Annotated in this window: 21 protein-coding genes and 1 pseudogene; 14 read left to right on the forward strand and 8 right to left on the reverse strand. The window is 59.7% G+C overall.

Annotated features, from left to right (window positions below):
- Nucleotides 1–21: 21 nt before the first annotated feature.
- Nucleotides 22–381 (forward strand): annotated as a pseudogene (locus QMX88_RS00310) (cupin domain-containing protein); the annotation flags it as partial.
- Between the two features lie 81 nt (nt 382–462).
- Here QMX88_RS00310 and rpmG read toward each other — a convergent pair.
- Both rpmG and rpmB read right to left on the reverse strand, forming a co-directional pair.
- Nucleotides 463–618 (reverse strand): 50S ribosomal protein L33, encoded by a 156-nt coding sequence (gene rpmG, locus QMX88_RS00315; protein ID WP_010225867.1) that lies wholly within the window; start codon nt 616–618, stop codon nt 463–465.
- A gap of 11 nt (nt 619–629) precedes the next feature.
- Entirely contained in the window at nt 630–866 is a 237-nt protein-coding gene (gene rpmB, locus QMX88_RS00320; protein ID WP_037016669.1) for a 50S ribosomal protein L28, read from the reverse strand.
- Between the two features lie 362 nt (nt 867–1,228).
- Here rpmB and QMX88_RS00325 point away from each other — a divergent pair, with 362 nt between their 5' ends.
- Nucleotides 1,229–2,818: an ABC transporter substrate-binding protein gene (locus QMX88_RS00325; protein ID WP_282365379.1), complete on the forward strand. Its 1,590-nt coding sequence runs from the start codon at nt 1,229–1,231 to the stop codon at nt 2,816–2,818.
- Nucleotides 2,819–3,021: 203 nt separating this feature from the next.
- Here QMX88_RS00325 and radC read toward each other — a convergent pair whose 3' ends face one another.
- Nucleotides 3,022–3,696: a RadC family protein gene (radC, locus tag QMX88_RS00330; protein WP_192171453.1), complete on the reverse strand. Its 675-nt coding sequence runs from the start codon at nt 3,694–3,696 to the stop codon at nt 3,022–3,024.
- A 132-nt stretch (nt 3,697–3,828) separates the two neighbouring features.
- On the opposite strand from radC, the gene coaBC reads away from it, so the two are divergent.
- The 5 genes from coaBC to QMX88_RS00355 all read left to right on the forward strand — a co-directional run bounded on the left by coaBC (nt 3,829) and on the right by QMX88_RS00355 (nt 12,743).
- On the forward strand, nt 3,829–5,037 hold the full coding sequence (gene coaBC, locus QMX88_RS00335) for a bifunctional phosphopantothenoylcysteine decarboxylase/phosphopantothenate--cysteine ligase CoaBC (RefSeq protein ID WP_282365380.1): 1,209 nt from the start codon (nt 3,829–3,831) through the stop codon (nt 5,035–5,037).
- 6 nt (nt 5,038–5,043) lie between these two features.
- Nucleotides 5,044–5,499: a dUTP diphosphatase gene (gene dut, locus QMX88_RS00340; RefSeq protein WP_192171455.1), complete on the forward strand. Its 456-nt coding sequence runs from the start codon at nt 5,044–5,046 to the stop codon at nt 5,497–5,499.
- A 1,303-nt stretch (nt 5,500–6,802) separates the two neighbouring features.
- Entirely contained in the window at nt 6,803–8,200 is a 1,398-nt protein-coding gene (locus QMX88_RS00345; RefSeq protein WP_282365504.1) for a phosphomannomutase/phosphoglucomutase, read from the forward strand.
- 22 nt (nt 8,201–8,222) lie between these two features.
- Nucleotides 8,223–9,128, forward strand: coding sequence for an acetylglutamate kinase (gene argB / locus QMX88_RS00350; protein ID WP_192171456.1), 906 nt, complete (start codon nt 8,223–8,225; stop codon nt 9,126–9,128).
- A gap of 177 nt (nt 9,129–9,305) precedes the next feature.
- Nucleotides 9,306–12,743, forward strand: coding sequence for a ParB/RepB/Spo0J family partition protein (locus tag QMX88_RS00355; protein WP_282365381.1), 3,438 nt, complete (start codon nt 9,306–9,308; stop codon nt 12,741–12,743).
- 21 nt (nt 12,744–12,764) lie between these two features.
- Here QMX88_RS00355 and QMX88_RS00360 read toward each other — a convergent pair whose 3' ends face one another.
- Together QMX88_RS00360 and pyrE are read right to left on the reverse strand one after the other, a co-directional pair.
- Nucleotides 12,765–13,376, reverse strand: a complete 612-nt coding sequence (locus QMX88_RS00360) for a DUF4124 domain-containing protein (RefSeq protein ID WP_407073212.1) — start codon at nt 13,374–13,376, stop codon at nt 12,765–12,767.
- Between the two features lie 12 nt (nt 13,377–13,388).
- Nucleotides 13,389–14,030, reverse strand: a complete 642-nt coding sequence (pyrE, locus tag QMX88_RS00365) for an orotate phosphoribosyltransferase (protein ID WP_282365382.1) — start codon at nt 14,028–14,030, stop codon at nt 13,389–13,391.
- An 82-nt stretch (nt 14,031–14,112) separates the two neighbouring features.
- Here pyrE and QMX88_RS00370 point away from each other — a divergent pair, with 82 nt between their 5' ends.
- Nucleotides 14,113–14,892: an exodeoxyribonuclease III gene (locus QMX88_RS00370; protein ID WP_065988229.1), complete on the forward strand. Its 780-nt coding sequence runs from the start codon at nt 14,113–14,115 to the stop codon at nt 14,890–14,892.
- A gap of 83 nt (nt 14,893–14,975) precedes the next feature.
- On the opposite strand, the gene QMX88_RS00375 is transcribed toward QMX88_RS00370, so the two are convergent.
- Entirely contained in the window at nt 14,976–15,344 is a 369-nt protein-coding gene (locus QMX88_RS00375) for a DUF4870 domain-containing protein (protein ID WP_065988228.1), read from the reverse strand.
- Between the two features lie 57 nt (nt 15,345–15,401).
- A complete protein-coding gene (rph, locus tag QMX88_RS00380; protein WP_192171461.1) occupies nt 15,402–16,124 on the reverse strand; it encodes a ribonuclease PH in 723 nt (240 codons plus the stop codon).
- Nucleotides 16,125–16,414: 290 nt separating this feature from the next.
- Between rph and QMX88_RS00385 the strand changes: the two genes are divergently transcribed.
- From QMX88_RS00385 to QMX88_RS00410, 6 genes are all read left to right on the forward strand, one after another.
- Nucleotides 16,415–17,278: a YicC/YloC family endoribonuclease gene (locus QMX88_RS00385; RefSeq protein ID WP_192171462.1), complete on the forward strand. Its 864-nt coding sequence runs from the start codon at nt 16,415–16,417 to the stop codon at nt 17,276–17,278.
- 13 nt (nt 17,279–17,291) lie between these two features.
- Complete coding sequence (gene gmk / locus QMX88_RS00390) at nt 17,292–17,912, forward strand: guanylate kinase (protein ID WP_192171487.1); 621 nt, start codon at nt 17,292–17,294, stop codon at nt 17,910–17,912.
- 129 nt (nt 17,913–18,041) lie between these two features.
- Nucleotides 18,042–18,305: a DNA-directed RNA polymerase subunit omega gene (gene rpoZ / locus QMX88_RS00395; protein WP_025257879.1), complete on the forward strand. Its 264-nt coding sequence runs from the start codon at nt 18,042–18,044 to the stop codon at nt 18,303–18,305.
- Between the two features lie 60 nt (nt 18,306–18,365).
- On the forward strand, nt 18,366–20,474 hold the full coding sequence (spoT, locus tag QMX88_RS00400) for a bifunctional GTP diphosphokinase/guanosine-3',5'-bis pyrophosphate 3'-pyrophosphohydrolase (protein WP_192171463.1): 2,109 nt from the start codon (nt 18,366–18,368) through the stop codon (nt 20,472–20,474).
- A 24-nt stretch (nt 20,475–20,498) separates the two neighbouring features.
- Nucleotides 20,499–20,879 (forward strand): RidA family protein, encoded by a 381-nt coding sequence (locus tag QMX88_RS00405; RefSeq protein WP_065988223.1) that lies wholly within the window; start codon nt 20,499–20,501, stop codon nt 20,877–20,879.
- 57 nt (nt 20,880–20,936) lie between these two features.
- Nucleotides 20,937–21,674, forward strand: a complete 738-nt coding sequence (locus QMX88_RS00410) for a hypothetical protein (RefSeq protein ID WP_282365383.1) — start codon at nt 20,937–20,939, stop codon at nt 21,672–21,674.
- 128 nt (nt 21,675–21,802) lie between these two features.
- Here QMX88_RS00410 and QMX88_RS00415 read toward each other — a convergent pair whose 3' ends face one another.
- Nucleotides 21,803–22,663, reverse strand: coding sequence for an NAD-dependent epimerase/dehydratase family protein (locus QMX88_RS00415; protein ID WP_282365384.1), 861 nt, complete (start codon nt 22,661–22,663; stop codon nt 21,803–21,805).
- Nucleotides 22,664–22,793 lie beyond the last annotated feature (130 nt).

A 22,793-nucleotide genomic window follows, 5' to 3' on the forward strand; every position in this document is an offset into this window, starting at 1 on the left:
GCCTACTTTCAGGAATCAGATATGAGCATCGAAAGCATCGTCGACTTCAGCGAAGCCACTACCGCAGCGGAGCGTTTCACCCCTGCTGCTGAAAAGATCCTCAAGGGCGAGCCGAACCAGACGGTTTACAACCATTACAACAGCCCGTGCGGGCAGCTGAATGCAGGCGTCTGGGAAGGGGAAGTCGGTCAGTGGAAGGTAAATTACACCGAGCATGAGTACTGTGAAATCGTGCAGGGCGTCTCGGTCATCCGTGACGACGCAGGCAAGTCGAAAACCCTGCGCGCGGGTGACCGCTTCGTGATTCCTGCAGGGTTCACAGGCACGTGGGAGGTGCTGGAGGCCTGCCGCAAGATCTATGTGGTGTTTGAACAGAAGGCCTTACTGTTAGTTGACCCACCTTATTTCACCCACAAAAAAGCCCGCATCACTGCGGGCTTTTTTGTAAGAGGCAGAAATCAATTACTTGATTTTGGCTTCTTTGTAGATCACGTGCTTACGAACAACCGGATCGAATTTTTTAATTTCGATTTTGTCCGGAGTCGTGCGCTTGTTCTTGTCGGTGGTGTAGAAGTGGCCGGTGTTAGCGGTCGACACCAAACGGATCAATTCACGCATGATTTTCTCCCTTAGACCTTCGCGCCAGCACGGCGGATTTCGGCCAGAACAACCGTGATACCACGCTTGTCGATGATACGCATGCCTTTAGCAGATACGCGCAGACGTACGAAGCGTTTCTCTTCTTCAACCCAGAAGCGGTGATGCTGCAGGTTTGGCAGGAAACGACGACGGGTTTTGTTGTTTGCGTGGGAAATGTTATTCCCGGTTACCGGACCCTTACCGGTAACTTGACATACTCTCGACATGCCTCAGCCCTCTAAAACCACATGCCCAACCCGGCATGGGTTGGCCGCTTAATCTCTCAGTCATTTGGCGCCAGGCGCCGCGTTTCTTCAGGGGTCTTACCGGCCACACCTAAGGTGAAGGCAGCGGGCCCCTAGAAAAGAGCGCTGCTTTATACCAGAAAGCCCCCGGTGCAACAACACAAACCACGAATTGCCTGTCACAAAGCCAGGGCTTTCACCCGGCAACGCCAGCGGCGTTAGGCGCGGCGGGAAATATACCACTCGTCGCGCCGCAGCGATTGTTCTGCGCCAATCGATGGTCTAGGGTTACTGACTCTCCAGACTGCGCCGGCAGATGGGCTCTCTCTGAAAGGAAAATCGCCATGCGCCTAGCCGTTCTACCCCTGTTGCTCGCGTCCCTGTCCACACCACTGCTGGCCCAGGCGGCAACGACGCTGAGCGTCTGCACGGAAGCCAGCCCCGAAGGCTTTGACGTGGTGCAGTACAACTCGCTGACCACCACCAATGCTTCGGCCGACGTGCTGATGAACCGCCTGGTGGACTATGACGCCAAGGACGCCAAGCTGGTTCCGAGCCTGGCGCAGAGCTGGAGTGTGTCGCCGGACGGGCTGACCTACGACTTCAAACTTCGCGCCGGCGTGAAATTCCATCACACCGACTATTTCACCCCCACGCGCGAGCTCAACGCTGACGACGTGGTGTTCAGCTTCCACCGCATGCTCGATCCGGCCAATCCGTGGAATAAGGTCGCTGTGCAGGGCTTCCCCCACGCGCAATCCATGCAATGGCCGTCGCTGATCAAGAAAGTCGAAGCGACCGATGCCACCACAGTGCGCATCACCCTGGACCACCCGGATGCGACCTTTCTGGCGACGCTCAGCATGGGCTTCGCTTCTATTTATTCCGCGGAGTACACCGCGCAGCTGCTGAAGGCCGGTACGCCGGAGAAGCTCAACAGCCAGCCGATTGGCACCGGGCCTTTTATCTTCAAGCGCTTCCAGAAAGACTCGGTGGTGCGTTACGAGGCGAACCCGGATTACTTCGCCGGGAAGCCGGCCGTTGATGCGCTGATCTACGCGATTACGCCGGACGCCAATGTTCGCCTGCAACGTATTCGCCGCAACGAGTGCCAGGTTGCCCTGTCGCCAAAGCCGATGGATGTCGCTGAAGCCGGCAAGGATTCGAACCTGAAGGTCGAAAAGACTGACGCCTTCATGACCGCTTTCCTGGCGATCAACAGCCAGCATCCGCCACTGGACAAGCCGGAAGTACGTCAGGCGATCAACCTGGCATTCGACAAAGATACTTACCTGAAAGCGGTGTTCGAAGGTTCGGCGCGCCCGGCCAACGGTCCGTATCCGCCTAATACTTGGGGCTACGCCAGTGACCTGCCTGGCTACAAGCATGATGTGGCGAAGGCAAAGGAACTGCTGACCAAGGCCGGTCTGAAAGACGGCTTCAAGACGACGATCTGGACTCGGCCGTCGGGCAGCTTGCTCAATCCCAACCCTAACGCCGGCGCGCAGTTGCTGCAGAACGATCTGGCCGCGGTGGGGATCAAGGCGGAAATCAAAGTTATCGAATGGGGCGAGCTGATCCGCCGCGCCAAGACCGGCGAGCACGACCTGCTGTTCATGGGCTGGTCGGGGGATAACGGCGACCCGGATAACTTCCTGACGCCGCAGTTCTCCTGCGCCGCAGTCAAATCCGGCACCAACTTCGCGCGCTACTGCGATGAGGGGCTGGACAAGCTGATCAGCCAGGGCAAGGCGGTGACCGATCAGGCGCAACGCAGCAAGCTGTATCACCAGGTTCAAGAGCAGATCCAGAAGCAGGCATTGTGGCTGCCGCTTGCGCATCCAACTGCCTATGCGCTGCTGCGCAAGAATGTCGAGGGTTATAGCGTGAGCCCGTTTGGTCGTCAGGATTTCTCAAAGGTGACCGTGAAATAATTCGCGGGAGATCGGGAACTGGGCTCATACGCTCCCCCGCTGGATGCACGCGATGCTTAGTAGGACCGGCTTCAGCCGGGAAGAGGCCCGTTTGCACACCGTCGATTTTGCGGTGTGAATACCGACGCTTTCCCGGCTAAAGCCGGTCCTACATTCGTTCGGTGTCCAGCCCCAGAATCTCTGTGATTAGCCAGTCCTGGCCGCTACATCAACCCATACTCAACCATCGACAGCGGATCGCCGTCGCCGATGATCAAGTGATCCAGCACCACCACGTCCACCAGCGCCAGCGCCTGTTTCAGATGCCGCGTCAGGTCGATATCGGCTTCGCTGGCGTCTTTGACGCCGGAGGGGTGGTTGTGACAAAGGATCAAGCCTGCCGAGTTGTGGGCCAGTGCCCGCTTGACCACCTGCCGCGCGTGGACATGCGCCGTGTTGATCGAGCCGTGAAACAGCACTTCGAACGTCTGAACCCGGTTCTTGCTGTCCAGAAACAGGCAACCAAAGACTTCATGGGGCTCGTGCCGTAACAGCGCCTTGAGGTAGCGACGCACCTGCGTCGGGTTTTCCAGTACAGAATCGCGCTTCAAATCCTCGCCCATGTTGCGTCGGGCCATTTCCATGACAGCCTGCAACTGCGCGAACTTGGCGGGTCCCAGACCCAGCTCGCTGCTGAATGCCGTCAGGTTGGCTTCGAGCAACGCACGCAGGCTGCCGAACTGATGCAAAAGGTGCCGGGCCAGGTCCACGGCGCTTCTCCCCGACACGCCCGTGCGCAAGAAAATCGCCAGCAATTCGGCGTCCGACAGACTCGACGCCCCCCGCTCCAGCAGCTTCTCCCGCGGACGCTCTGCCGCCGGCCAATCGCGAATACTCATAGCAGCTCCCTGTATGTGGCGCCGCTGTTCCCGTGCGGTCGCTGTGCTATCTTAGCCGCTCTTTTTTGCGCGACAGTCAGGCCTGGGGAGGCGTAATGATTGCCGCGTGTTAACCGACCTAAAGGCAGGCCTATGCAGCGGCTGTATCGAAAACGCATCGTTCTCGGCGTCGGCGGTGGCATCGCGGCCTACAAGAGCGCCGAACTGGTCCGCCGTTTGCGCGACCACGGTGCGGAAGTCCGCGTCGTCATGACCAAAGGCGGCGCTGAGTTCATCACCCCGCTGACCATGCAGGCCCTGTCCGGCCACCCCGTCCACCTGGATTTGCTCGACCCCGCAGCGGAAGCGGCCATGGGTCATATCGAGCTGGCCAAGTGGGCCGACATGATTCTTATCGCACCGGGCACCGCCGACCTCATGGCCCGTCTGGCCCAAGGCATTGCCAACGATTTGCTGACCACCGTGGTGCTGGCGACCGACGCTATCGTCGCCGTCGCGCCCGCGATGAATCAGGCCATGTGGCGCGACCCCTCCGTGCAGGCCAATCTGCAACTGCTCGAACAGCGCGGCTTTCGCATGTTTGGCCCGGCCAGCGGCAGTCAGGCCTGTGGTGATGTGGGCTACGGGCGCATGCTCGAACCCAATGATCTGGCGCAATCTGCGGCCGATTGTTTCCAGCGCCTGACGCTGACCGGCAAGCATGTGCTGATCACTGCCGGCCCTACCCAGGAAAACATCGATCCGGTTCGCTACATCACCAACCACAGCTCCGGAAAAATGGGTTTCGCCCTGGCCGAAGCCGCTGCCGAAGCGGGCGCGCGGGTCACCCTGATCACCGGCCCGGTGAACCTGCAGACGCCTGACCGGGTGTCGCGCATCGACGTTGTCAGTGCCCGGGACATGCTCGCCGCCTGCGAAGATGCCATGCCTTGCGATCTCTTCATCGCCTCGGCAGCCGTTGCGGACTACCGGCCGGAAGTCGTCGCCACACAGAAATTGAAGAAAGATCCCAACACCGGTGATGGTCTTCTGCTGCAGATGGTCCGCAACCCGGACATTCTCGCCAGCATTGCACAGCGCCCGGATCGCCCGTTCAGCGTCGGCTTCGCGGCCGAAACCGAACACCTGCTCGATTACGCCGCACGCAAGCTCAAAGACAAGAACCTTGATTTGATCGTCGCCAATGACGTCGCCAATCCCAGCATTGGCTTCAACAGCGAAGAAAACGCCTGCAGCGTGATCGACCGAGCGTTGCAAGCGACGCTCTTCGCCCAGACCAGCAAAGCCAAGATCGCGCGGCAGCTGGTGACTTTTATCGCCGATCGCATGAACCAGGTTTAATCACAAATGCACGCTCTACAAGCCAAGATCCTCGACCCTCGCATTGGCAGCGAATTCCCGCTTCCCGCTTACGCCACTTCTGGCTCGGCCGGCCTCGACCTGCGCGCCATGCTGAAAGAAGACACTTTGCTCGAACCGGGTCAGACCCTCCTGATTCCTACCGGGCTGTCGATATACATCGCAGACCCTGGCCTGGCTGCACTGATTCTGCCGCGCTCGGGCCTGGGGCATAAACACGGCATCGTATTGGGCAACCTGGTGGGCCTGATCGACTCCGATTACCAAGGCGAGCTGATGGTCTCCTGCTGGAACCGTGGCCAGACCGCTTTCAAGATCTCCATCGGCGAGCGTCTGGCTCAGCTTGTACTGGTGCCGGTGGTGCAGGCGCACTTTGAAATCGTCCAAGACTTTGACGAGAGTCAGCGCGGCGCAGGCGGCTTCGGCCACTCCGGCAGCCATTGATCCGGTCACAAACACTCACTTTGGCTAACGCATCGCTTTTGGCCTGACGGGCTTTGAGCGGTGCGAAAACACAAGAACGCGTCAGGACGACCCAGCAGGGAGAGTTAGTTTGAAAGGCATCAAACGCACAGCCAAAGCGACCCCCGTTCCGGAAACAAGTGCCCCGGCCGGCAAAGACGCCAATCTGAGCCTGGCAAGTCCCGGCCTCATTCCTTCGCTCATCGGCCTGCTCGCGGCAATGGTGCTGGTGTGGCTTGCCATTCAAAGCCAGCCGCAGCAACAGGAGCAGCTGGTTCAGGCGTGGGGCAGCGCGCAAGCCGGGGCCGTCAACAAGGCCCTGCGCCAGATCAACGCAGACACCCAGGCCGCTGCAATGGACGCCGCGCTGAGCCAGGCCCTGTTGAGCAACAATTCGTCGGTCATCGAGAGCGCGCAGGCTCAATTGCGTTATCGAGACAGCGTGGTAGGCGCACGGCTCAACCCTGTGGGATTCAACAGCGTAGACACCCAAAGCGCGCTGCCGATCAGCTTCGCCACGCTGGACATGCTGGCCAAGGCCGGCAAGGGTGAAACGCCTGCGCCCGAAGCGCGCAAGGTCGGCGACACATGGCTGATCTACAGCGCCGCGCCCTTGCGCACGGCGCCAGACGCGCCGATCACCGGCACCCTGTTGCTGGCGTTCAACCCACAGCGGCTGATCAATGCACTCCCCGAGACACCCGCCGATGCGGGTCAGGTGGTACTCGTTCAGCAGTTTGGTAACGCCACCGCGCAGAATTTTCTCACGCGCGGCGAAGACGACGGCAGCCGTCCACAAGAATTTTCCACCGGCTACCCCAACTGGAAACTGACCTTTGCGGCCGGCCCCGCGCTGCAAGGCTCGACGCCCTGGCTGATGCTGCTGCTCGCCTTGCTGGTTGCCGCAGGGGCGATGCTGTTGGGGTTGTATCTGAACGAGAGTGCACTCAAGCGCCGGGTTGCTGCCGACGCGCGGCAGCTTGAGCAACTGCTGCAAGAACTCTCCGGAGGCAAGGCCGTCAAGGCCTTCAGCTTGAGCCTGCCCGCGTTGAACGGGCTCGCTCAGAGCATGGCGCGGTTCTCGCTGCGCAATAATCCAACGGCAGCCGGACCAACAGAACAGGGGCAGCCAGCCGGGACACCGCCCCACGGCGCCGCACCGCGCCTTCCGGTTGTGTCGGAGGATGACCACCTGACCGACCCTCTGTTTCAGGACACCGATATCCTCGACCTCGACCTGATCGATGACCACCCTGACTCCCCGCAGTCGGAGCCATCCCGCGCCATGAGCAGCAACGCCTCCATCGCCCCGACATTTCCCGAGACGATTTTCCGCGCTTATGACATTCGCGGCATCGTCGGCGATACGCTGAACGCCGAGACCGCTTACTGGATCGGCCGTGCCGTCGGTGCGGAAAGTCTCGCGCAGGGCGAGCCGCATGTTTCGGTAGGCCGCGACGGTCGACTCTCGGGGCCTGAGCTGGTCGCGGACTTGATCAAGGGGCTGCATGACAGTGGCTGCCACGTCAGCGACATCGGTCTGGTGCCCACGCCGGCGCTGTACTACGCCACCCACGTACTGGCGGGGAAAACCGGCGTCATGTTGACGGGCAGCCACAACCCGAAGGATTACAACGGCTTCAAGATCGTCATTGCCGGCGATACGCTGGCAGACGAGCAGATTCAGGCACTGCACGAACGCATCAAGGCCAACGACCTGCCGTCCGCTAAAGGCAGCATCATCAAAGTCAATATCCTCGACCGTTACGCCAGCGAGATCATTGGCGATGTGGTGCTCGCGCGGCGCATGAAAGTCGTGGTGGATTGCGGCAACGGTGTAGGTGGCGTTATCGCCCCGCAATTGATCGAAGCGCTGAATTGCGAAGTCATCCCGCTGTATTGCGAGGTCGACGGCAATTTCCCCAACCATCACCCTGATCCGGGCAAGCCGGAGAACCTTCAGGACCTGATCGCCAAGGTCCGGGAAACCGGCGCCGATCTGGGACTGGCCTTCGACGGTGATGCCGATCGTGTCGGTGTCGTCACCAATACCGGCACGATCATCTACCCTGACCGCCTGCTGATGCTGTTTGCCCGGGATGTGGTCAAGCGCAATCCCGGCGCTGACGTGATCTTCGACGTCAAATGCACGCGTCGCCTGATACCGTTGATCCACGAATACGGCGGCCGCCCGGTTATGTGGAAGACGGGTCATTCGCTGATCAAGAAGAAGATGAAGGAAAGCGGCGCACTGTTGGCAGGCGAGATGAGCGGACACATCTTCTTCAAGGAGCGCTGGTTCGGTTTCGACGACGGCATCTACAGCGCAGCGCGTCTGCTGGAAATCCTCAGTCAGGAAAAATTCAGCGCCGAGGAGCTTTTCCAGACCTTTCCAAACGATCTATCCACGCCCGAGATCAACATCAAAGTCACCGAGACCCGCAAGTTCAGCATTATGGAAGCGCTGGAGCGCGACGCCCAATGGGGCAACGCCAACCTCACCAGCATCGATGGTGTGCGGGTCGATTATCCGAAAGGCTGGGGCCTGGTTCGCGCTTCCAATACCACGCCCATGCTGGTATTACGCTTCGAGGCCGAAACCGAGCTTGAGCTGCAGCGGATCAAGGACGTCTTCCATACCCAGTTGAAACACGTAGCACCGGATCTAGAACTTCCTTTTTGACCCAATTTTGAGTGGAGCCCAAATGACCCTCGAACATGATGCCGCAGCCAATGCCGCCAAGGTCCTTTCCGAAGCGTTGCCCTACATCCGACGTTTTGTTGGCAAGACGCTTGTCATCAAATACGGCGGCAACGCCATGGAGAGCGACGAGCTGAAAACCGGCTTCGCCCGCGACATCGTGCTGATGAAGGCGGTGGGTATCAACCCGGTCGTGGTTCACGGCGGTGGCCCTCAGATTGGCGACCTGCTCAAGCGCCTGTCCATCGAAAGCCATTTCATCGACGGCATGCGCGTGACCGACGCCGAAACCATGGACGTGGTGGAAATGGTGCTGGGCGGCCAGGTCAACAAGGACATCGTCAACCTGATCAACCGCCACGGCGGCAGCGCCATCGGCCTGACCGGTAAAGACGCGCAGCTGATTCGTGCGAAGAAGATGAACGTCACGCGTCAGACCCCGGACATGCTCAAGCCGGAAATCATCGACATCGGCCATGTGGGTGAAGTTGTCGGCATCAACACCGACCTGCTGAACATGCTGGTGAAGGGCGATTTCATTCCGGTGATTGCGCCCATTGGCGTAGGCGCGGATGGCGAGTCCTACAACATCAACGCCGATCTGGTCGCAGGCAAAGTCGCTGAAGCCCTGAAGGCCGAAAAGCTGATGCTGCTGACCAACATCGCCGGCCTGATGGATAAGGAAGGCAAGGTGCTGACCGGCCTGACCACCGAGCAGGTCAATGGCCTGATCGCCGACGGCACTATCTACGGCGGGATGCTCCCAAAGATCCGTTGCGCACTGGAAGCGGTTCAGGGCGGCGTTAACACCTCGCACATCATCGACGGCCGTGTGCCGAATGCCGTGCTGCTGGAGATCTTTACCGATACCGGCGTTGGCACTTTGATCAGCAATCGCAAGCGTCACTGATTACCGCTGTAAAAAGCCCCGCCCGGCCCACTGCCGGTCGGGGCTTTTTTACGGCCAGGTTTTAGTGGCGCCCACACAGGCTTCAGATTTATCCGACCGGCTAAAGCGCCATCTGATGACAGTCACACCCTCAGGAACTGAACACCGTAGGTCTCGCTCATTATTTCGAGACCTCTTATGTCCACGCTGCATCGCAATACCCCGCCACCCGTTCAACCAGAACCCTCATTGGAACTCCTTTTGCCCGGCGAGCAGCCGAATGTAGAGCTGGCGCCCCCGGCAGATCTGTTGGAGCCCTACGTCAGCGCGCAGTCGCTGACCGGGCACAACGCGCTTGAGGACGTCGCGCCATTCAGTGGCGTTTACAACATCGACGGCCTGCTGTTCATCGAACTCGACGGCCGCACGTACGAAGTGGAATTCGATACCGACAACTTCCGCTTCAACCTTGTGGCACCTCGGGCGCCTGATCACGGGATGGACGAAAGCGCCGCGGCGCCAGCGAACCGGGAGCAGGTTCTACGCGGCTGGCACCCGACCTACCTCGCCGGCAGCCAGAGATGGTTGCTTTTACCCGCCACTTCACGCGTGAGTAGCACCGTAGAGCCTGCCCGACTCATGACGCTGCCTCATCAGGTCGACGCTTTGTTGACGACCGGGGATCTGGTCAGAATCAACGACACGGTCGGGCGTTTCCTGTTGCAAAACACGCCACAGCCGAACGACACCCAAGGTACGCAGACGCTGCTGTCGCTCCTCGCGGCCCCCCATTTGGCCGTCTTGAAGCCAGGCGCCAACGCTGCCAGGCCAACGCAAAAATCTCTGAGCATCGTCCTCGACTCGATGCTCAGCTCTGCGCCGGCCGAGACGCTCGCCGGTCAACTGCTCAAAGCGCTGGAATGGTATGGCGGCGAGGTTGGTGAGGTCACCGCCCCGGTCATTCGCCAGCAACTGGTATGGGCGGCGCTCATGCTGGAGCTCAATCCCCCCGAGTACCAAAGGCCAGGACACATTGCGGGTTGTGATCTGGAGGGGCCGCAGAATTGGGGCCTGACCTACCGGCAGCGTCAGACACGGCTGCTCAACGCACTCGCAGCAAAGACCGCCACGCCTGAGCTGGCGCTGTACATCCTTTCGCCTGCCATTCCTGACTTCGTGGTGGAGGGCATCGATGAAGACCTGCGATACGGCACGGCGGCGTGGGTGAATTTCGTTCATGGCGTATCACTCGGCAATACGCTTGCTCCAGCGTTGGCATCGACGCTCACGTTCGAAGAAGTGATTCAGTTGCCCATGAACTTGAGCAAGGAGGCGAGCTATGAAGAGCTGACACTGATTGCCACCACCCGCGCACTTCCCAGCCTGACGTGGGCGACCGCCAATGGACTATCGCGCAGTGAGGGCACTAACGACTTTTCGCTGTCGGAGATGGACGCGGCAGCGGCCGCCCTGGACGGTTACATTGCCAATGCGTTGGAGGCGGCCGAGGGCATGACCCGTGAGGTACCTGATCGCGTTCGACTAGCGATGGGCAAGCTTCGCGACATTTTTGGCGCCGAGGCCGACGACATCAAAAAAATGCTCATGTATCCCGCCGCCTTCAGCAGGCGACTTGAGCATTTATTGCGCAGTGACCCTTCAAGCGACGCTTCTCGTTTTTACTTGCTGGACGTTTTTTCAGCGGGAGAAATGGTGAACGGGACCGACACGTTCAAACCTGTCACGCCCCGAGCGCCAGTCAGAGGAGGGTTTGACAGGATCTCGACCCCGCTTATCGGCATCGATATTCCGAGGATGTTTGAAGCGCAATACCGGTTCTATGAAGCGCGAGCAAAAGCCGCCTACGCATTTATCATCGAGGAGCTGCTGGCGCAGTTGCCCGCCGAGGATCGAAGAGCGCTTCACTGCGGGAGGGTGAAGATTCATACGGTGCGCACATCCACGGGGAAGCTCGCAGGCTTCGAAGTGCCAGAAGACAGAGAACGTAAGCGGGGTCGCTACGGTTTTATCCTCGAATGTGCGGACCGGGAAAACACTTTTTACTACGAGCTTTTCCCTCTCGTGGGCGTTGCCGTACGTCATACCCGTTTGGCAATTCCTACCCGGCGCGCGCATCCCTTTCCTTCAGCACTGCCCTCAGCACTGGAAATCGTGTCAGGAAGCGCCGTGGGTATCGACTGGGACGCCTACGCCAACCTTACCAAGCCACAACCCGGCAAAACCTCTGTGGTCATCAGCGAAATGGTCGCCGAGCTCGCCCCGCTCGCCGCCCTGCCCGACGATGCAGGCACTGCCCTGACATCGGCACGCCTGAAGGACATTTCATTCGAGGTAGCGACAACCCACCTGTTTTTTTACTCCCATGACGCCTACCTCTATCACCGCCATCAGACAGCATCGGAAGAGGTGGCCAGCAACTACCCTCCACTCTTGCGCAGTCTTGAACTGTTCGTTCCAGGGCTCGCCTGCACCAATGCGATTGCGACGGATGAGTCACCCGCCGTCGCCTGTACGCTGGACGCGCTCACCTTCGGCATCCCGGCATTGAGGCTTTTACGAGGTGCAATCAGACTGGCATTCAATGCGGGCAAGCTGAGTGTTATGCGGGCCCTGCCGACATTCGCGCAGCTGATGCCCGCCGTATTTCTGAGCTCTGCTCATGTGTATCGAGCGACACGCGCTTCCAGCACTTTCATGCCTGGGGCCATCGGCAAGCTGCTCGCTTCAAAGGCGTTCAATATGAACGCCTTTCATGCCCTGGCTCGTCGAATGCACGGCATCGCCAGGTCAACAGCAGGCATAAGCCAGGGCCTGCGCCACGTCTCTGGCATCCCCACCATTACAACGCCCACGCAATGGCACGGCACGAGCACCATGGATGTCCTCGCCAAAGTCGGGGACATTGAGAATGTGCCGGTGCGCAGAATCTCCAACGCTGTGTCTCGCACGCACGGCGCCTATTACCTGATCACCTCGGGGTGCGCATATGGCCCACGGCTGATCGCGCGACGAGCCATGGGGAATTCACTGCAACGCATCAACGGCAGGACGGGCTATCCCCTGTCTGGCCGAGGCGCGATGAAAAACCCCATCGCGGGACCCGATAGCGGCACGCTGGGCCCTGCGATCGATGCCACTACTGATCTGGCGGACGTGATGAAGGTCAATGGCATCAGTGCAACGCCAGAGCAGTTCACTGCCATCAGAGAAGCTATGGAGGACGGAACGCCGCTGTTTATCTACGAAACCGCCAACGGGAGCAAAAGCATCGCGCTCCATGATGTGTACGACGGGGTATATCTGGACGCCCTGACCAACTTGCGGGTGAGCGTTTTCAGGTTTTATAACCATGCCACCCTGAAAACATGGCGTGTAGACCCTGCACTTCAGGCTAATGTCATGCAGGTCGCCCCACAGCGCCTGAACCCCGGTCGAGGAGAGTTGATTCAGAAGCGGCTGGACGACATCAAGTCAGGCATTACCGAGGGGCAATACCTGCCGCCTATCCACGTCAGGGAGCTGGAAAACGGCGCTTATCCGGTGGTCAACGGCAATCATCGGCTTGCCGCTGCGCTCGACATGCAGCTTGAGACTGTCCCGGTGCTGATCGTCTGATCCGAAGCGAGGGCGCGCAGGCTAGCGGCCCAAAAGCTTCTGCAACCGCGCACGATCTTGCGCGAACTCGGTTTCGGCCTGAGTTCGCGCAGTCTGATAGCGCAGGATGTCGACTTTCAGGTTCTGCTGCTGATCGCGCAGGTCGTCCATCTGATCGAGCAGCGTCTTGGGCACAGGATGCCCTGCCCGCTCCTGATCAGCCGCCTGCGTCTGAAGTGCGCCCTGCTGCGTGACGAGGTTCTGAATGTTGCCTTGAGCCACGACGATCAAGCCGTCGAGTTCAGCGAGCCGACGATTCTTCGCCCGGTCGACGTCTTCGACGCTGGTGTACAGCCGAAGCAGATGCGCATCGGCGTCGGACTGCAGCTTGGCGGCCTGGGCATCGCGCAGTTCATCGGCCGAAGGTGCAGGCGGTATCGTCTGCACCACGCGACCGCGCTGATTCAGCACTTCATAACCCTTGCCGACGTACTCCGGGGGCACGCCCTGGCGATCGAGCACGGTCACGCCGCGATTGTCGACGTAGCGATACAGCACAATGCCCGGGGCGTCGTCCGCTTGAACACTCGCGATGCAACCCAAACCCAGCGACAGACAAAAACCCAACGTGCCCAGCTTGAGCATAAACCGCATCCTTTTGGAGGCTCAGATTCCGTATTGAGCCCGGTAAGCCTCGACGGAAGGCAAGTGCTGCTTGAGCTGCGGATCGTCGGCCAGGAATTCCAGCACCTGATTCAACGAAACGATGCTCACCACCGGAATACCGAAATCACGCTCGACTTCCTGAATGGCAGACAGCTCGCCATTGCCGCGCTCCTGGCGGTTCAACGCGATCAGCACGCCGGCAGCGTTCGCGCCCTGGGCCTGAATGATCTGCATGACTTCGCGAATAGCGGTACCTGCAGTTATTACGTCATCGATGATCAGCACATTGCCGGTCAACGGCGCGCCCACCAGGCTGCCGCCTTCGCCATGGGCCTTGGCCTCTTTGCGGTTGAAGCACCAGGGTAGGTCGAGGCTGTGATGGTCGGCCAGCGCCACGGCAGTCGCCGCTGCAAGGGGAATACCTTTGTAGGCCGGGCCGAACAGAACATCGAAGGAGATACCGCTTTCAACAACGGCAGCGGCGTAGAACTTACCCAGTTGGGCGAGGGCCGAACCACTGTTGAAAAGACCGGCATTGAAGAAGTAAGGACTGGTGCGCCCAGACTTCAATGTGAACTCACCGAAGCGCAAAACTCCGCGATCGATGGCAAAACGAATGAAATCGCGTTGATACGCCTGCATGAAAAAAGCCCCGAATACCACGGATTTAGCTAATTAGGTAGAGCTCGGGTATCATACACGCACGTGATTTTTGGGGCCATTTATGCGGATCATCAGTGTGAACGTTAATGGTATTCAGGCTGCAGTCGAGCGTGGTTTGCTCAGTTGGCTGCAAGCCCAGAATGCCGACGTCATCTGCCTTCAGGACACCCGCGCCTCCGCCTTTGAACTGGACGACCCAGCCTTCCAACTGGACGGCTACTTCCTATATGCCTGCGAAGCCGAAGTGCCTGCCCAGGGTGGCGTGGCGCTTTACTCGCGGCTGCAGCCGAAGGCAGTTATCAACGGTCTTGGTTTCGAGACGGCTGACCGTTACGGGCGTTACCTGCAGGCAGACTTCGACAAAGTCAGTATCGCGACCTTGCTGCTTCCTTCCGGGATGAACGGCGATGAAGACTTGAATCAGAAATTCAAGCTCATGGACGATTTCGGCAAGTACCTCGACAAACAGCGGCGCAAACGTCGCGAGTACATTTACTGTGGCTCGCTGTATGTGGCGCAACAGAAGCTGGACATCAAGAACTGGCGTGACAGCCAGCAATCTCCGGGCTTCCTGGCACCAGAGCGTGCATGGATGGACGAGATCGTTGGCAACATGGGTTACGTCGATGCCCTGCGCGAAGTCAGCCGTGAAGGCGATCAGTACAGCTGGTGGCCGGATAACGAACAGGCCGAGATGCTCAACCTGGGCTGGCGCTTCGATTATCAACTGCTGACCCCGGGCCTGCGTCGTTTCGTACGCAGTGCGCGCCTTCCACGCCAGCCGCGCTTCTCGCAACACGCGCCGCTGATCGTGGATTACGACTGGACGCTCACCATCTGACGTTCAGTTGCTCAAAAAAAGCCGACGTGAAGTCGGCTTTTGTTTGTCCGCAGATCAGGCATTTGCCCGATCCCCGTGAAGTCTTACTTGATCAACCGCCAGGTAAACGGATAGCGGTAGGCGACGCCGTCATTGACCTTGACGCCCGCGATGATCGTCAGCACCAGCGCGCCGACGCCCACCAGCATCAACAGCGGAAAGCCGATAATCACCACCATCAGCAAAAAACAGATCATCGCGGCGATGGCGACGGTGATCTGAAAATTGAGGGCTTCCTTGCCCTGGGCATCGATGTACGGGTCGACTTCTTTCTTGAGCTGCCAGACGATCAGGGGCCCGAGCAAATTGCCGAACGGGAAGATCAGGCCGAAGAACGCCGCGAAGTGGCACAGCATTGCCCACTGACGGACTTCTTTACTCGGCGTTGGCAACGGCGACTGACTCTCGATCATCATGCTTTCCCTGTTTTGATGTAGTGCTCTGACGTGGTGTTCTGACGTAGAAACCGATCAGTCGGCCAGTGCCGCCTGCTGCAGTTCGAAGATTTCGCTCATGCCTTTTTGAGCCAGTGCCAGCATCGCGTTCAAGTCTTCAGGCTGGAACGGCGCGCCCTCGGCAGTGCCCTGCACTTCGATGAAACCGCCCGCATTGGTCATGACCACGTTGAGGTCGGTCTCGGCCGCAGAGTCTTCAAGATAATCCAGGTCCAGGACCGGCTCGCCCTGATACATGCCCACCGATACGGCTGCGATCATCTGCTTCAGCGGATCGCCACCCTTCAGGCCGCCACGCTTTTTGATCGATTTGAGCGCATCGATCAGCGCAACCATGGAGCCGGTGATCGACGCAGTGCGTGTCCCGCCGTCGGCCTGGATCACGTCGCAGTCGACATACAAGGTGATTTCACCCAGCTTGGACATGTCCAGTGCCGCACGCAGCGAGCGGCCGATCAGGCGCTGGATTTCGAGGGTACGGCCGCCCTGCTTGCCACGGCTGGCTTCGCGCTGGTTACGCTCGCCCGTTGCGCGAGGCAGCATGCCGTACTCAGCCGTCAACCAGCCCTGGCCCTGCCCCTTGAGAAAACGCGGAACGCCGTTTTCAACGCTGACGGTGCAGATCACCTTGGTATCACCGAACTCGACCAGCACAGAACCCTCGGCGTGCTTGGTGTAGTTGCGGGTGATGCGGATCGGGCGAAGCTGATCGGCAGCGCGACCACTTGGACGTTTCATCTGGGATACCTGTACTGGGAGACGGAAAACTGGTCTGCATTATAGAGGTGCAGGCACGGCTTGGGACATCTAAAGACACATCGCTCACAACGAACGCTGCTGAAGGGCACTGCCGGACAGCTTGGTCACGACGCCGCGCATCGCTTGCGACAATGCCACATTTGGGCGCACACCCTGCACTGAGCTACAATCCTGCGCCTTTATAGCCAGTCGTTTCCCCACGACACTTTGCCGGGGATTCATCCCGGACCGGCTATCCGCAAACGCCTGAATTTATAGAGGTACTTCCCATGGTGCACAGCATGACGGCTTTTGCCCGCGCTGAACGAGCCGGCCCACAAGGCACGCTGAGCTGGGAAATGCGCTCGGTCAATCACCGTTACCTCGAACCCCATTTGCGCCTGCCGGAATCCTTCCGTGACCTCGAAGGCGCCGTACGTGAAGCGCTGCGCCAGGGCCTTTCCCGGGGCAAAATCGAATGCACCCTGCGTTTTACTGAAGAAACCGCAGGCAAACCGCTGCAGGTTGATCGCGAGCGCGCAGGGCAACTGGTCGCGGCTGCGGAGATCGTTGCCAGCCTGATCAAACAACCTGCTGCGCTGAACCCGCTTGAAGTGCTGGCCTGGCCTGGTGTGCTGGTGGCCGACGCTGCCGATCCGCAAGCGCTCAACAATGATGCCCTGGCCTTGTTCAACGAAGCCCTTGAAGAACTCAAGGCCGGGCGCGCCCGCGAAGGCGCCGATCTGGCCAGGCTTCTCGACGAACGGCTTACCGCGATCAAGACTGAAGTCGCGACCTTGCGTACGCTCGTGCCGCAGATGCTCGCCGCCCAGCGTCAGAAGGTGCTCGATCGCTTTGCCGACATGAAGGCCGAGCTCGATCCGCAGCGTCTGGAACAGGAAATGGTCCTGCTGGCACAAAAAAGCGACGTCGCCGAAGAACTCGACCGCCTGAGCACGCACGTCACCGAGGTTCGCCGTGTGCTCAAAGCCGGCGGACAAGCCGGGCGCCGGCTGGATTTTCTGATGCAAGAGCTCAACCGCGAAGCCAACACCCTGGGCTCCAAAGCCTTTGATCCTCGAAGCACGCAAGCTGCCGTCAACCTCAAAGTGTTGATCGAGCAGATGCGCGAACAAGTGCAGAACATTGAGTAAGGCCACCTCCAACATGACCCACAGCACCGGCACCCTGTACATCATTTCCGCCCCATCGGGCGCGGGCAAGACCAGTCTGGTCAACGCCCTGATCAACGCTCAGCCGCAGATTCGCGTGTCGGTGTCCCACACCACCCGGGCCATGCGTCCGGGAGAAGTGGACGGCGTGAATTACCACTTCGTCGACCGCGCCGAGTTCGTGCGCATGATCGAGCACGGCGACTTTCTCGAACAGGCTGAAGTCTTCGGCAATATGTACGGGACGTCACAAAGCCGGTTGCAGCAGACGCTGGACGAAGGTCATGACCTGATTCTGGAGATCGACTGGCAAGGTGCGGAGCAGGTTCGCAAACTGATGCCCCACGCCCGCTCGATCTTCATTCTGCCGCCGACCCAGCAGGCGCTGCGCCAGCGTTTGACCAACCGGGGCCAGGATAGCGACGAGATCATCGAGGGCCGCATGCGCGAGGCGGTCAGCGAGATGAGTCACTACGCCGAATACGATTACATTGTGATCAACGACGATTTCGCCACGGCGCTCGAAGACCTGAAAGCGATCTTCCGCGCCAATTTGCTGAGCCAGGAGCACCAACAGCAGCGTCATAGTCAGCTGTTGTCGCAACTGTTGGCCTGATCGGTTTTTGCCCGGCAAAACCGGGCTATTGAAATCAGCGCTTCCCTAAACGCTGGTGATTTTTTAGACTGTCGAGTCCGCTCGCCCATTCGGGCACCGCGCATATCGCATTTGCTACGAGGAATACCCATGGCCCGCGTGACCGTTGAAGACTGCCTGGAACATGTAGATAACCGTTTTGAGCTGGTCATGCTCGCCACCAAGCGCTCGCGTCAACTGGCGACCGGTGGCAAAGAGCCAAAGCTGGCATGGGAAAACGACAAGCCTACCGTAGTGGCCCTGCGTGAAATCGCTGCAGGCCTGATGGATTACGCTGTTATCGCAGAAGCCGAAATCGTTGAAGATGAACCACTGTTCGCGGCATTCGAGGACGAGTCCAGCGAGGCCGTCTAAGCCTATGCCTGGTCGACGTAGCAAGGCGCAGGGTCCCAGCCTTCGGCAAGGAGATTTATCTTGCCGAGCATAGACGCCCTCGCCGATCGCCTCGCGACCTACCTCGGCGCAGACCAGGTCAATCTGGTCCGCCGGGCGTACTTCTACGCCGAACAAGCGCACGACGGCCAACGCCGTCGCAGCGGCGAAGCCTATGTCACGCATCCGCTGGCGGTGGCCAATATTCTTGCCGACATGCACATGGACCATCAGAGCCTGATGGCCGCCATGCTGCATGACGTGATCGAAGACACCGGCATCGCCAAAGAAGCGCTCTGCGCACAGTTTGGCGAAACGGTGGCCGAATTGGTCGACGGGGTCAGCAAACTGACCCAGATGAACTTCGAGACCAAAGCCGAAGCTCAGGCCGAGAACTTCCAGAAGATGGCGATGGCCATGGCGCGGGACATCCGTGTGATTCTGGTCAAGCTCGCCGACCGCCTGCACAACATGCGCACGCTGGAAGTCCTTTCCGGAGAGAAGCGCCGCCGCATCGCCAAAGAAACCCTCGAAATCTACGCCCCTATCGCCAATCGTCTTGGCATGCATAGCGTGCGCATCGAATTCGAAGACCTGGGTTTCAAGGCGATGTACCCGATGCGCTCTTCGCGCATTGGCCAGGCGGTCAAGCGCGCGCGCGGCAACCGCAAGGAACTGGTCAACAAGATCGAAGAGTCGCTGAGCCACTGCCTCGCCGTTGACGGCATCGAAGGCGAAGTCAGCGGTCGTCAGAAGCATTTGTATGGCATCTACAAAAAGATGCGCGGCAAGCGCCGGGCCTTCAACGAGATCATGGACGTCTACGCGTTCAGGATCATCGTCGACAAGGTCGACACCTGCTATCGCGTGCTCGGCGCTGTGCATAATTTGTACAAGCCGCTGCCCGGCCGCTTCAAGGATTACATCGCGATCCCGAAAGCCAACGGCTATCAATCGCTGCACACCACCCTGTTCGGGATGCACGGCGTGCCCATCGAAATCCAGATTCGCACCCGCGAAATGGAAGAGATGGCCAACAACGGCATCGCCGCGCACTGGCTGTACAAATCATCTGGCGATGAACAGCCGAAAAGCACCCACGCGCGGGCCCGTCAGTGGGTCAAGGGCGTGCTGGAAATGCAGCAGCGTGCGGGTAACTCGCTGGAATTCATCGAAAGCGTGAAGATTGACCTGTTCCCGGACGAGGTCTACGTGTTCACGCCCAAAGGCCGAATCATGGAGCTGCCGAAAGGCTCCACGGCGGTGGACTTCGCGTATGCCGTGCACACCGACGTTGGCAACAGCTGCATCGCCTGCCGGATCAATCGCCGGCTGGCGCCGCTGTCCGAACCGTTGCAAAGCGGCTCGACCGTCGAGATTGTGAGCGCGCCGGGAGCACGTCCGAATCCGGCCTGGCTCAACTTTGTCGTGACCGGCAAGGCCCGTACGCACATCCGTCATGCGCTCAAACTGCAGCGCCGATCGGAGTCGATCAATCTCGGCGAACGCCTGCTGAACAAAGTACTCAACGGTTTCGACAGCACGCTGGAAAAAATTCCGGCCGAACGGGTGCGCCTGATCCTTGCCGAGTATCGGGTCGAGGTCATCGAAGACCTGCTCGAAGACATTGGCCTGGGTAACCGCATGGCTTACGTGGTCGCTCGCCGATTGCTGGCCAGTGAAGGCGATCAACTGCCAAACGCAGAAGGTCCACTGGCTATTCGTGGCACCGAAGGCCTCGTCCTCAGCTACGCCAAGTGCTGCACGCCGATTCCAGGCGACCCGATCGTCGGGCATCTGTCCGCGGGCAAAGGCATGGTCGTGCACCTGGACAACTGTCGGAACATCGCGGAAATCCGCCACAACCCCGAGAAGTGCATTCAGCTGTCCTGGGCCAAAGACGTCACCGGCGAATTCAACGTTGAGTTGCGCGTCGAACTGGAACACCAGCGTGGCCTGATCGCCTTGCTTGCCAGCAGCGTCAACGCCGCGGACGGCAACATCGAAAAAATCAGTATGGATGAACGCGATGGTCGCATCAGCGTGGTCCAACTGGTGGTCAGCGTGCACGACCGCGTGCATCTGGCCCGTGTGATCAAGAAACTGCGCGCCCTGGCCGGCGTGATCCGCATCACCCGTATGCGCGCGTAGTCAAACCGCAAACAGGAGTTTTTCATGAGCAAGACCGTCATCTCCAGCGACAAAGCCCCCGCCGCCATCGGCACCTACTCCCAGGCAATCAAGGCGGGCAACACCGTCTACATGTCGGGCCAGATTCCGCTGGACCCGAAGACCATGGAACTGGTCGAAGGCTTTGAAGCACAGACCGTTCAGGTCTTCGAAAACCTGAAGGCGGTGGCCGAAGCGGCAGGCGGTTCGTTCAAGGACATCGTCAAGCTGAATATCTTCCTCACTGACCTGAGCCACTTCGCCAAGGTCAACGAGATCATGGGCAAATATTTCGAACAGCCGTACCCGGCGCGCGCCGCCATTGGCGTGGCTGCGCTGCCGCGTGGCGCTCAAGTCGAAATGGACGCCATTTTGGTCATCGAGTAAATCCCGGTGCGGAGCTCAAGCACGCTCCGCCTCCTCAGAAAAGGAAGGACTCCGCCCATGCGCGTTGCGTTTGCCCTCTCGCTGCTGGTCGCACTGCTCAGCGGCTGCGCCAGCCACTCCGACAAAAGCCCGGACGGCACCTGGATCAACCAGGCGGCCATCGACGCGGCAGCCCAAGGCGGCAACCTGCGTCAGGCGCTGCTGGCCTACGGCCCGAATCTGGAATGGAACATCAACACCAAGGCCGGACAAGCCACTGCTTCAAACGGCTTCGAGCTGAGTGAAGGCAAGATCGCCAGCAATGCCGACGGCAAGCTGCGCGTCGACTTCTACGGCAATGCGTCTGATGAGCTGACCATCAAGGGCGATGAGCTGGTGCAACGCGCCAGCGACACCGGGCCTGAGCAGCATTTCCGCTCGCCGAAAGAAGCCCCACCGGCCGGCGCGCAACCCGGCACCAGCTTTGAGCGCGCGCTCTACACCGCCTACCTTAGTGGCAAGTGGACCATCGTCAATGGCGACGGTCAGGGCAGCACGGTTGAATTCCTGCCAGACGGCAGCGTCAGCGGCCTGCCAGGTAATGATCGCTACGCACTGTGCCTGGCCGGCGACTGCGCGGCCATGAGCGGTGAATACGACAGCATGTGGCTGGAGAAGAACGAGCGCGGTAACCCGTGGATTTTCGTTCGCAACGGCAAACAGCTGGAGTTGTTCCAGGCGGTGAACAACGCCCAGGCAACTGAAATGCCTGACCTGCGCCCGGGCGAGAAGCGCTGGGTGCTTGAGAAGAACTGACTATCGCATACGCAGGGTAGGACCGGCTTCAGCCGGGAAGAGGCCAGTTCATACAACCTCAATTTTCCGGTTGTTAACCTGACGCCTTCCCGGCTAAAGCCGGTCCTACCAATCGGCGCCAAAGCGAGCTAGTTCGGCTGGTCTGCCAGCATCGCCTCATACCCTTCTTTATAAGTCGCATAACGCGGCGTCCAGCCCAGCGCTTTGGCGCGGGCGTTGCTACAGCGCTTGCTGCCGGCGCGGCGCACGTTGTACTCATCCGACCACTCTGTGACGCCCAGACGCTGACGCATCCAGTCGACCACTTCGGCCAGCGGCGCGGGCGCATCGTCAACGCCGATATAACAGTCTTCCAGCGCTACATCGTCTGCAGCCGCACGCAGCAAAAACGCCAGCAGCCCGGCCGCGTCATCAGCATGAATACGGTTGCCATACAGGGGCGGATCAGTTGCAACACTGTAGCCCTGACGTACACGGTTCATCAGATCACTGCGTCCCGGGCCGTAAATCCCGGTCAGCCTGACGATGGTAGCTGGCACACCGCTGTCCAACGCCACTTGTTCAGCTTCGCGCATGACCTGGCCTGAGTACCCGGTCGCTTCGACAGGCGACGTTTCATCAACCCACTCGCCGTGCTGCTGGCCATAGACGCTGCTGCTGGACACGAACAATATCCGCTTCGGCCTCTGTCCGCTGCGCTCGCTCCAGCCCAGCACGTGCCGAAGGCCTTCGACATAAGCCGCGCGATAACCCGCCTCATCCCGGTCAGTAGGTGTGGCGCAGTAGACCAGGTAATCCAGTCGCCCTTCCGGCCAGTGAGCGGGAATGCGGGGGTCGAAAAGATCGCCGCTGACGCCTAGCACGCCGTTGGGCAGTTTCTCTACCGAGCGGCGCAGGCCGTACACGGTCCAGTCATCGGGCATAAGTTGGGAGGCCAGTCGGCTCCCGATATCGCCACATCCAGCAATCAAAACGGATGGCGCTGACATGTCCAATCTCCACATCACTTGTTGAATTTAAGCCTGTAAAGCGGGCTGTAAAACCGACCATTGGGACGCATTCTCATGAAAAAAGAGACGCTCTTACTTTTGTTAACAAGAATTACTTGCAATAATGACG

It is taken from the genome of Pseudomonas sp. PS02290, from assembly GCF_029960075.1.
Taxonomy (GTDB): Bacteria; Pseudomonadota; Gammaproteobacteria; order Pseudomonadales; family Pseudomonadaceae; genus Aquipseudomonas.

Coding starts and splice junctions, on each gene's coding strand:
- rpmG (WP_010225867.1), bottom strand. CDS start 618: ATGCGTGAATTGATCCGTTTGGTGTCGACCGCTAACACCGGCCACTTC.
- rpmB (WP_037016669.1), bottom strand. CDS start 866: ATGTCGAGAGTATGTCAAGTTACCGGTAAGGGTCCGGTAACCGGGAAT.
- QMX88_RS00325 (WP_282365379.1), top strand. CDS start 1,229: ATGCGCCTAGCCGTTCTACCCCTGTTGCTCGCGTCCCTGTCCACACCA.
- radC (WP_192171453.1), bottom strand. CDS start 3,696: ATGAGTATTCGCGATTGGCCGGCGGCAGAGCGTCCGCGGGAGAAGCTG.
- coaBC (WP_282365380.1), top strand. CDS start 3,829: ATGCAGCGGCTGTATCGAAAACGCATCGTTCTCGGCGTCGGCGGTGGC.
- dut (WP_192171455.1), top strand. CDS start 5,044: ATGCACGCTCTACAAGCCAAGATCCTCGACCCTCGCATTGGCAGCGAA.
- QMX88_RS00345 (WP_282365504.1), top strand. CDS start 6,803: ATGAGCAGCAACGCCTCCATCGCCCCGACATTTCCCGAGACGATTTTC.
- argB (WP_192171456.1), top strand. CDS start 8,223: ATGACCCTCGAACATGATGCCGCAGCCAATGCCGCCAAGGTCCTTTCC.
- QMX88_RS00355 (WP_282365381.1), top strand. CDS start 9,306: ATGTCCACGCTGCATCGCAATACCCCGCCACCCGTTCAACCAGAACCC.
- QMX88_RS00360 (WP_407073212.1), bottom strand. CDS start 13,376: ATGCGGTTTATGCTCAAGCTGGGCACGTTGGGTTTTTGTCTGTCGCTG.
- pyrE (WP_282365382.1), bottom strand. CDS start 14,030: ATGCAGGCGTATCAACGCGATTTCATTCGTTTTGCCATCGATCGCGGA.
- QMX88_RS00370 (WP_065988229.1), top strand. CDS start 14,113: ATGCGGATCATCAGTGTGAACGTTAATGGTATTCAGGCTGCAGTCGAG.
- QMX88_RS00375 (WP_065988228.1), bottom strand. CDS start 15,344: ATGATCGAGAGTCAGTCGCCGTTGCCAACGCCGAGTAAAGAAGTCCGT.
- rph (WP_192171461.1), bottom strand. CDS start 16,124: ATGAAACGTCCAAGTGGTCGCGCTGCCGATCAGCTTCGCCCGATCCGC.
- QMX88_RS00385 (WP_192171462.1), top strand. CDS start 16,415: ATGGTGCACAGCATGACGGCTTTTGCCCGCGCTGAACGAGCCGGCCCA.
- gmk (WP_192171487.1), top strand. CDS start 17,292: ATGACCCACAGCACCGGCACCCTGTACATCATTTCCGCCCCATCGGGC.
- rpoZ (WP_025257879.1), top strand. CDS start 18,042: ATGGCCCGCGTGACCGTTGAAGACTGCCTGGAACATGTAGATAACCGT.
- QMX88_RS00405 (WP_065988223.1), top strand. CDS start 20,499: ATGAGCAAGACCGTCATCTCCAGCGACAAAGCCCCCGCCGCCATCGGC.
- QMX88_RS00410 (WP_282365383.1), top strand. CDS start 20,937: ATGCGCGTTGCGTTTGCCCTCTCGCTGCTGGTCGCACTGCTCAGCGGC.
- QMX88_RS00415 (WP_282365384.1), bottom strand. CDS start 22,663: ATGTCAGCGCCATCCGTTTTGATTGCTGGATGTGGCGATATCGGGAGC.